The organism is Acidovorax sp. NO-1, from assembly GCF_000238595.1.
Taxonomy (GTDB): Bacteria; Pseudomonadota; Gammaproteobacteria; order Burkholderiales; family Burkholderiaceae_C; genus Acidovorax.
This window is the reverse complement of sequence record NZ_AGTS01000120.1, coordinates 1-388: the sequence shown is the minus strand read 5'-3', so window position 1 is coordinate 388 and position 388 is coordinate 1. Positions and strand designations below refer to the sequence as shown.

Genomic DNA, 388 nt, shown 5'->3' with positions numbered 1-388 from the left:
TTGACGAGCGCGGAAGAGACCGCCTCGTCCACGTATTCGCGCAGCAGCTCGTCGGTGAAGTAGCCGTAGGCATAGCGGCCGCCGCCGCCGGAGCTGCCCATTTCGCGGCGACCGTTCTGCTCGGCAATGACGGTGACGGAGATGCGCACCAGCGGGCGCACATCCGCGGCGATGACGCCGTCGCTGCGTGCGACGAGCATCACGTCGTACTCGCCGGCCAGGCCGGCCATCACCTGCACCACGCGCGGGTCTTTGGCGCGGGCGAGCTTTTCGATCCGCTCGAGCAGGGCAACCTTTTCGGAGGCCGTCATCGAGTCGAGCGGGTCGTTCGGGGCATACAGCGCATGGCCGCCGGGGCCGCTCGCCAGGCTGCTCGCCACCTTCACGC

At 69.1% G+C, this 388-nt stretch carries 1 pseudogene; it reads right to left on the bottom strand.

Going from position 1 to position 388, the window contains the following annotated elements:
• Window positions 1-388, bottom strand: a pseudogene (gene tldD / locus KYG_RS18710) (metalloprotease TldD); the annotation flags it as partial.